Raw genomic sequence first — 8,372 nt, forward strand, 5'->3', positions numbered from 1 at the left:
TGACAAACAATATATTCAGTGTCTGAGGGGTGGTTTCCGTTATGGCAAACAGCAACGAACGCATGGACAAGCTCCCACTGGAGTGGGTGCGCGTATTCGAGGCCGCGGGCCGCACCGGCAACTTCACCGCAGCGGCGTTGGAACTCGGGCTGACACAAGCGGCAGTCAGCCAGCGCATCCAGAACCTGGAACGGCGCGTGGGCGCCCGGCTGTTCACGCGCCAGGCGCGCGGCGTGACGCTCACCGTGGAGGGTGAGGCCTGGCTGCCCTACGTCAGTGCCGCCCTGCGCAGCCTGGACCGCAGTGCCGACGAACTGTTCGGCAAGCCATTGCAGAAGCTGGTGCTTACGGCCAGCGCGTCGGTCATCCAGCTGTGGGTAGCGCCTAGGCTGGCCACGCTGGACCCGGGCGCGCACTTCCAGCTGTCGCTCACCACCATGAACATCGAACCGGATTTCGCCAAGTCCAACGCCAGCATCGAGGTGCGCTACGGCAATGGTGGCTGGCCAGGCATGACCAGCGCGCGGCTGTACCAGGAAGTGCTGACGCCACTGGCCGCACCGGAGCTGCTGCGCCAGTCAACGCATTGGCAAGAGCTGCCGCGCATCGCTGTCTCCGGCCCGCGCCCGGGTTGGCAGGAGTGGGCCGAACGCACCGGCGACGCCGCCCCGCCCGTGCCGCGCTGGCGCTTCGACAGCTTTGTGGCCGCACTGGCCGCAGCCCGTGCCGGGCTCGGCGTGATCCTGGGCTCCTTGCCGCTGTGCACAGCAGAACTCGGCAATGGCACGCTGGTGCGGCTGTCGGATGACACGCTCGCGCTGGAGGAGGGGTACTGGATGGCTGCGTATGAAGACCAGGTGCCTAGCCGGCAGTGGACGCAGGTGAGAGAGTGTTTGTGTCAGCCATCGAAGCACCCGCTTTACACCGGGCCTTTTGCAACGCAATGATCCGAGGGAGCTACGAAAAAGTCCTCAGCTTCGACACGTGGCCCTATGTCTGCCCGGTCCTCGTGTTATCGAAGCAGCTGGCGGCATGACCCGACCACGTGGTCGACCCGTCCAAGGTAGTGGGCTGGCAACTGCCTTCGTCGTTGATGGCACATGCGAGTGCAGGCCATGCGGCAGTATCAGAATGCATTGGACCGGTTGCTCGAGAAATTGATGGCATTCATCCGCCACCAAGCGCTCCCTAAGACCCAGCGCATTCAGAAACGCATCGTCATGCGTTATTCCAAAGATGCCAAGAACTCCCCCTGCGGGTGGGGGTAGGTGGAGACTGGCCGTCAGGCAGAAGGCAGTTGTTAGGGTGAACTCCCTTGCATGAAGGGCTTCATCACTTAGCACCACTGACCCACTGCCAGACAGCCTCCCGCACGCATTTGCAAAGTCTTTTTTTGTGAGCTATAATTCTCTTCATGAGATTTTTGTCTCATAAATAAAGCAACCCAAATCATGAAAGGAAGCATAACCATGCTACTCACTCCTGAAGAAATGGACCACCGACTCGACGAACATTTCGACTTTGAGGCGCGCGACGACGTCGCGGGCGTTCTGCGTACTTTGACACCCGAGGTCGAGCACGACGTGGTCGGTTGGCCCACGGGACCGAGCCGCGGCCGCGAAGGCGCCCGGCCGTTCTATGAAACCCTGTTTGCCGACTTGTCGCACGGTCAAGTCAAATCGCTGCGCCGTCTGTACGGTGACGGTTTCATGGTTGACGATTCCTTGTGGAGCGGAAAGGCACCCGGTCGGCCATTCGGTCTCGACGGTGGCGACCGCCCCCTGAGTTTCCGCTTGCTGCACGTCATTGAATTCGCCGAGAACGGCCAGATCAGCCGGGAAAACGTCTGGGTCGATATGGCCGCCATTCTTCAGCAGCTACCGCAAGTGGCGGTCGCAGCATGACCGAACAAGACTTGCGCCATCAACAAAAGCAGCGCACGCGCCAGGCGCTGTTGAAGGCCGCGGCCGAGTTGATGTCGAGCGGCGAGCGACCTACCCTGGAAGAAGTGGCAGCACGAGCCCAAGTCTCGCGCGCAACAGCCTATCGCTACTTTCCCAAGGTCGAAGTGCTCAACCTGGAGGCGTTGATCGATGTCGACACCCCGGATGCGCAGCAGGTGCTGGCAGGGGCTTCGGCGACGAACCCGGTCGCACGGCTCGAACGCATAGACGATGCACTGCACGCCATGACTGTGGCCAACGAGACCTCATTGCGCCTGATGCTGGCGCAGTCGCTGGAACTCAGTGCCCGCGGTGAGATTGACGCACTGCTACCCGCACGCCAGAACCGCCGCACACCGCTGATCGAAGCCGCGTTGGCTCCTGTGGGTGATCGCTTCTCGCCTGCGGCGTTGAAGCATCTCAAGCACGCGCTGGCCCTGGTCATGGGACCGGAATCCGTGATTGTTTTCAAGGACGTGCTGAGGCTCGACGATGACGAAGCACGCAAAGTCAGGCGATGGGCCATACGGGCACTGGTCGCCGCAGCTGAAAGGAATTAACCATGAAATACATTTCCAGAATTACCCTCGGCCTGACCATTGCAGGCACAGTGTTCGCTGCCACAGCGCAAACACCCAAGTCGCCTGCCAGCCAGGTCGAGCGCGGCCATTACCTGGTCAGGGTGGCGGGCTGCAATGACTGCCACACACCGAACTACGGACCCAGCAACGGCAAGGTCGATGAAAGCCTCTGGCTCACGGGTGATGCGCTAGGTTGGCAAGGTCCCTGGGGCACGACCTACGCCACCAACCTGAGACTGCTTCTCGCGGGTATGAGCGAGCAGCAATGGGTAAGCCACGCACGCACCATGGAACCTCGCCCGCCCATGCCATGGTTCAACGTCCGCGCCATGACTGACGCGGATCTCAAGGCTATCTACGCATTCACCCGGTCACTGGGGCCGACAGGTGCGTCGGCTCCCGCGTATGTACCACCGAATGCCAAGGCGGAGGGGCCGGTAGTTCGGTTTCCCTAAACAAGCCTCCGCTGGTCAGGAGCGCTACCGGCGAAGAGAGGGCGCAGCCCAAAGAGCGAGGACCCTCGTTTCAATTCCTTGTCCCGACATGTCACGTGATCAGCGCTGGTACCCGCAGAGCGCCGGAGCAATCAAAAATCGTGATCTGCTCGGGTGAAGTTCGGAAACTCTATATCGTGCTCTATCACCAGCGATTGGAGTGCCCTGTCCACCTCGCTGGGAAAGCCTTTGCGTAATCGGTCCCGGCGTAACAAATCCTCCATGTAGGTCATGAAATCAGGATCCTCCCAATGCTCCTGAAGCATGTGACCAACATGAGGAAACCGCCCTTTGACGATCGCAAAGGCAAGGCTGTCTTCAAGCATGTCACACCTCCTCTCAAAGATCCAGGTGAGTGGATCGACTGTCGCTTACAGAAGATATCCATGCGCACAAAATCTTCAAGTTGCGATGAAAGAAGGCAGATATGGGAACGTGGTGAATTCCCGTCCGACAAGACGATTTCCTCTCAACCTTGCCAACAGAAGACGGGCCCGCACAAACTTGTGCTGGCGGTCCTGGTTGAACGCTCAGACCTGAGGTTCGGGCAATATGTCGAGCACAGCTTCGCTGGGGCGGCAGAGCTTGGTGCCAAGCGGTGTAACGACCACCGGGCGATTCATCAGGATGGGATGCTCAACCATGAAGTCCAGCAGTTCGTCATCTGTCCACTTCGGATCTGCCAGGGACAGCTCCGCATAGGGCGTACCCTTCTCACGCAGCAATGTGCGCACGCCAATGCCCATGGCCTTGAGCAGTTCCTGCAATTTGGCTTTGCCCGGAGGCGTCTTGAGGTATTCAATGACTTCGGGTTCGACGCCGCTGTCGCGAATCAGTGCCAGCGTGTTGCGCGACGTACCGCAGGCTGGATTGTGATAAATCGTGATCTTGCTCATCCTCTTGTTCCTCTGATGGCTGTAACAATATGGCGCTTCAATGGCCGTGCCGGTGATGAATGTCCGGGTAATGCGGATGACTGTGCGTCATGACGAGGTGCTTGTGAAGGTGGCTGTGCTTGCCGCTACCACTCCATCCAAACCCGTGGGTATGTTGGTGGTGTTCATCGTGGCTGTGCTCATGCTCATGCTCCAATTCCTGGTGGACATGCTCGTGCGCATGGTGCTCGGTAAGGTGTAGCCACACCCCGAGGGCCATCAACGCCGCTGCGATCCAGAACGCAACGCTCGTGGTTTCCGCAAAGACAATCAGAGCCACTGCCGCGCCGATGAATGGTGCGGTTGAAAAATATGCTCCCGTTCGCGCTGTTCCCAGTCCACGCAACGCAAGCACAAACAGTACAAGGCTGACGCCATAGCCCAGCAGGCCAACCACCATGGTTGCACTTACCGTGGAAAAGTCAGGCAATGTGGCACTCATGGCAAGGGCAAGCAGTGTATTTACCGCCCCGGCAATCAACCCCTTGATGCCTGCGATGAACAGAGCGTCTGACGCAGAAACCTTGCGCGTGAGATTGTTGTCGATGGCCCAGCAAAGACATGCAAGAGCGACCAGTGCGGGACCGGAAAGGCTCACTTGTGACGCGGAATTTCCTTGCCAGCTCAATGCAATGCCGCCTGCCACAATTGCCAGCATGCCCAGCACAATGCGTCTGTCTGCGTTTTCCTTGAATACAAACCAGGCAATGACGGCCGTCAACACCGCCTCCAGATTCAAGAGGAGTGACGCAGTGGCCCCACTGGTGGACTTCAGGCCGAGCATCAGAGCTACGGGACCCAGAATACCCCCAAAGAAAACCGCTCCCAGAAACCATGGCCACTCATTGCTTCGCAGGCCCGACGGTTTAAAGCCACCGTCCCGGACAAACCGCACTACCGTCAGCCCGAACCCACTCCCCAGGTAAAGAAGACCCGCCAGCAGAACCGCAGGCATGTCACCCGTGAGCAGCTTCGCAAATGGTGTGCTCGCCCCAAACAGACCGGCGGCACCTAGTGCATAAAGGACATTTCTATTCATAGCCGGATTGTCGGCCCATCGCAGGAATCCATCGAAATGTCGCTACTTCCTGCGTGCCCAAGCTTGGGGGCACTCACGGTTAGTCCGTTTCAAGGTGCATCCCCCGTCGATTGGAGTGGCGTGACGGCTTGCCCTTGGGCCAGCCACTCGGAGATGCCGCCTTCCAGGTGACAGGCATCTGCGCCCATGGCCTGCAGCGTGGCCGTCAATCCCTGGCTGATCTCGTGGCCGTGGGCGCAATACACCACGATGGGGACGTCATGTGCAATGTCATCTTTCCAGTCCAGCCACAGTGCCGGATCCCTCCATTGGGCACCGCTGATTTGCACTCCTGATGCAAAGCGCGCCTGCCCTCGTCGCACGTCCAGCAACCTGATGGGCTTCCCCTCCTTCAACTGTCGGGCCAGTTCGGTTACCGAAATGAATTGCATGGGATGCTCCTTGGTCTAGTGGGTCAGTGGATACAACACGAGCCCGATGAGTGCGGCACTCACAACCACCACAGGCTCTTGCAGCTTCTTGAACTTCAAGAGAATGGCGATCGTGAGCAACGCCATGACGGCAGTGGGTACATCCACAATGCTGCGCTTGGCAATGACGATGACGGAGCCCGTGATGGCCCCTACCGCTGCGGCAGTTACCCCGTCCACAAAGGCCACGATGGCAGGAAGCTTGCCGTATTTCTTGAAGTACGGTGCCGGAATGATGGTGAACAGGTAGCAGGGCAAGAAGGTCGCCAGCGCGGCCATGCAAGCTCCGGGGAAACCAGCAATCAAGTAGCCAATGAATCCCACGGTAATGACCACCGGCCCCGGCGTGATCATGGCCACCGCCACGGCATCCACAAACTGCTTTTCATTGAGCCAATGGTGCTCGGTGACAACGCCGCCATACAGAAACGGAACGATGGCCAGTCCGGACCCGAACACGAATGCGCCAGCCTTGGCAAAGAACACGCCGATCTGGGTCAGCAAGGTCCAGTCCAGTGTCGCCATGAAGCTGCCGGTGTGAACCACGTCGACAGGCAGGACTGCAGCCAGCCCACCACCGCCCAACCGTTTGGGCGGCGCGCGCCAAAGCCATGTCACGACGCCTGCGGCCAGAAACAGCCAGGCAATTTCAGACTCCGTGACCACAGTGACCACGGCCAGTATGAGAAAGATTGCCCACAGCAACTTGTCCTTACCAATGCTCTTGGTGGTCAGTTTGTGGGCACTGATGGCAATGATGCCGATGACTGCGGCGCCCACGCCGTAGAACACGGCCTGCATCCAGGTGAGTCCGCCAAATTGGCAATAAGCCCAACCCAGTGCAACAACCATGAAGAACGATGGCAGAACGAAGGCAAGACCGGCCAGGGTGGCTCCCACAACGCGATAGTGGACATAGCCCAGGTAGATGGCGGTTTGGGCAGCCATGGGGCCGGGAGCCAATTGCGCCAAGGCCAGGCCCTCTTTGTAGTCTGCCTCGGTTATCCAGCCACGATGCTCCACCAGGTCGCGGCGCATATAACCCACCAGCGCCACCGGGCCCCCAAAGCCCATGGTCCCCAACTTCAGGAAATACAGCACCAGTTGCCACAGCGTATAGCGCACCGATTCGCCAGGCGCATTGGAAGTCATCTCACGGCTTGCCATGGCATCTATCCTTTGGAGAAGCTCTGCAACAAACCATCAAACACCGCGCAGGCCGCTTGCAGTAGACGGTCGTCGCTTTCCTTGGAGTCGCGCATCCCTGCCAGAACGCTCTCGATACCAGCGGCTTCGGGAGGTTGCAGTCCACCGACATCCAGAAAGTGAACCAGATGGCCCATGCGCTGCAATGATGGAGTCTCCAAACCAAAGCTGGCCAGCAGAACCTCAAATGTCACCTTGGCTCCTACGTGGCTGAAGGTTGCACCGTCAAAGTCATAGCTGACCGCATCCCTGGGGCATTTTTGGGGGCTCTCCAGCCAAATGAACTTCGCCTTGGGGTCTATGAAGTTGCGAATCAACCAGGCGCTTGCCAGGCGATCAACCCAGGGGCGTTGGCGTGTGGCCCAGGTCTTGCCCTTGAACGCCTTGGCATCCAGGCGCGCTATCTGGGCTTCGATGGGGTGAGGTTCGTCCGGGGAAAGAATGCGCGCCAGTGCCAATTCCAAAGCCTGCAGGCCAGCCTCGGTTTGCTTTTGGGCTTCTGAGACAAAGAAGTCAATCTCCACGATACCGGCGAATGCCTTGCGCAACTTGCGCGCCCTCTTTGCCAGCTCGGAAGCGCTTTCTTCGTTGACCTCCAGCGCTGTGGACCGCACTTCTTCCAGCAATGCCGCGAATTCAGCGCTGCGGTCAAACATCGCCTTGAAATCAGCACCTGGCGGCTCCTCAATACGCGTGACATAAGACGTTCCGCCTGAGTCGGCAACCTCGGTGGCAACGCGTTCAAAGACTGAGCGGCAGGCCACCTGGTCTGGCATCAGGTACACACCGTCACGAAGGACGGCCGCGCCCGAGGTCTTGAGCGCACGCCAAGTCCGCATACGGGTATTCGCGTTCTCGGTGGGAAGACTGAGGATGAGTGAGAGCCAAGAAGTCATGCAACAAATGCTACATACATGTAGTACTTGTTGCAATTAAAAATTGGAATACCTATGTCTGCGGCGTGGGTGCTTAGGCGTGAAGCCGGCCCGAAAGGGCATCCCTCAGGGCAGGAAGCTCAAGAAGCGAATCGAGGACTCGATGCATAGATTCAAGTCAAAGTCGTTGAACCTACTCGCAAATGATGCCAAACGAAATCTATCCGCAGTAATATTCTCCAATAACGGAGACTCGCTGTGAAAGCCACTAAAAATAAGTACGTTTCGGTTCTTGATGTACTGATCTGCCGGGGACTTGGATATTTATTGGGCAATCAAAAACCCATGCGCATACGAACCAGCCAGTTCCTACTAGCTGCGGTACTGATGCTGGCTTGCATTGGCGTGGTCTATTTCATGCGCTTGGTAGGAATCGAGGGAATGGGCGACATAGACACGTGGGCTATGGCCTCCAGCCTCGGACTCGTAGTGATCTATGCACTGATTCGCAGTGGCATATCTTTGCGCATGGAAGACCCTTCGCTGGCCTTTATTCAAATGCTCTATGCCATAGCGTGTAATGCAGCGGCTTTCATCATTACGGGCCATGGCCGTGGAGTGGCCTTACCCATCCTATCTGTAGTGCTTATGTTTGGCATGTTTGGCTTGTCCATGCGTCAAGTAGGCTTGGTTGCCTTATATGGCATTGTTCTGTTTATTGGTGCAACGATATATGCATTGCGGCACTTGAACACAGATGAACCCGTCGGACTATTTGTCGCCTATCTTTTCATGGTGTTCCTGGTATTGTCAGCCACTACTTTTTTAA

General features: G+C 58.1%; 10 protein-coding genes and 1 pseudogene. 5 read left to right on the plus strand and 6 right to left on the minus strand.

Annotation, left to right across the window (positions count from 1 at the left end; genetic code table 11):
• Window positions 1-41 precede the first annotated feature (41 nt).
• From AC1RMF_RS11535 to AC1RMF_RS11550, 4 genes are all read left to right on the plus strand, one after another.
• On the plus strand, window positions 42-947 hold the full coding sequence (locus AC1RMF_RS11535; protein ID WP_493141561.1) for a LysR family transcriptional regulator: 906 nt from the start codon (window positions 42-44) through the stop codon (window positions 945-947).
• 522 nt (window positions 948-1,469) lie between these two features.
• A complete protein-coding gene (locus AC1RMF_RS11540) occupies window positions 1,470-1,904 on the plus strand; it encodes an ester cyclase (protein WP_493141562.1) in 435 nt (144 codons plus the stop codon).
• Window positions 1,901-2,503: a TetR/AcrR family transcriptional regulator gene (locus AC1RMF_RS11545; RefSeq protein WP_493141563.1), complete on the plus strand. Its 603-nt coding sequence runs from the start codon at window positions 1,901-1,903 to the stop codon at window positions 2,501-2,503. Before AC1RMF_RS11540 ends, AC1RMF_RS11545 begins: the two co-directional genes overlap by 4 nt.
• Window positions 2,504-2,505: 2 nt before the next feature.
• Window positions 2,506-2,979, plus strand: a complete 474-nt coding sequence (locus tag AC1RMF_RS11550; protein ID WP_493141564.1) for a c-type cytochrome — start codon at window positions 2,506-2,508, stop codon at window positions 2,977-2,979.
• 131 nt (window positions 2,980-3,110) lie between these two features.
• Here AC1RMF_RS11550 and AC1RMF_RS11555 read toward each other — a convergent pair whose 3' ends face one another.
• From AC1RMF_RS11555 to AC1RMF_RS11580, 6 genes are all read right to left on the minus strand, one after another.
• Window positions 3,111-3,344, minus strand: coding sequence for a hypothetical protein (locus tag AC1RMF_RS11555; RefSeq protein ID WP_342620045.1), 234 nt, complete (start codon window positions 3,342-3,344; stop codon window positions 3,111-3,113).
• A gap of 204 nt (window positions 3,345-3,548) precedes the next feature.
• Complete coding sequence (gene arsC / locus AC1RMF_RS11560; protein WP_493141565.1) at window positions 3,549-3,914, minus strand: arsenate reductase (glutaredoxin); 366 nt, start codon at window positions 3,912-3,914, stop codon at window positions 3,549-3,551.
• Window positions 3,915-3,951: 37 nt separating this feature from the next.
• The gene (locus AC1RMF_RS11565) at window positions 3,952-4,992 is read right to left on the minus strand and encodes a DMT family transporter (protein ID WP_493141566.1); all 1,041 of its coding nucleotides are present in this window, start codon (window positions 4,990-4,992) and stop codon (window positions 3,952-3,954) included.
• An 89-nt stretch (window positions 4,993-5,081) separates the two neighbouring features.
• On the minus strand, window positions 5,082-5,423 hold the full coding sequence (locus AC1RMF_RS11570) for a rhodanese-like domain-containing protein (RefSeq protein WP_493141567.1): 342 nt from the start codon (window positions 5,421-5,423) through the stop codon (window positions 5,082-5,084).
• Window positions 5,424-5,438: 15 nt separating this feature from the next.
• Window positions 5,439-6,629 (minus strand): chromate transporter, encoded by a 1,191-nt coding sequence (locus AC1RMF_RS11575; RefSeq protein WP_493141568.1) that lies wholly within the window; start codon window positions 6,627-6,629, stop codon window positions 5,439-5,441.
• A gap of 5 nt (window positions 6,630-6,634) precedes the next feature.
• The gene (locus tag AC1RMF_RS11580) at window positions 6,635-7,564 is read right to left on the minus strand and encodes a chromate resistance protein ChrB domain-containing protein (RefSeq protein ID WP_493141569.1); all 930 of its coding nucleotides are present in this window, start codon (window positions 7,562-7,564) and stop codon (window positions 6,635-6,637) included.
• Between the two features lie 237 nt (window positions 7,565-7,801).
• On the opposite strand from AC1RMF_RS11580, the pseudogene AC1RMF_RS11585 reads away from it, so the two are divergent.
• A pseudogene (locus AC1RMF_RS11585) lies at window positions 7,802-8,372 on the plus strand (GGDEF domain-containing protein); the annotation flags it as partial.

The organism is Rhodoferax sp. GW822-FHT04A08, from assembly GCF_058801025.1.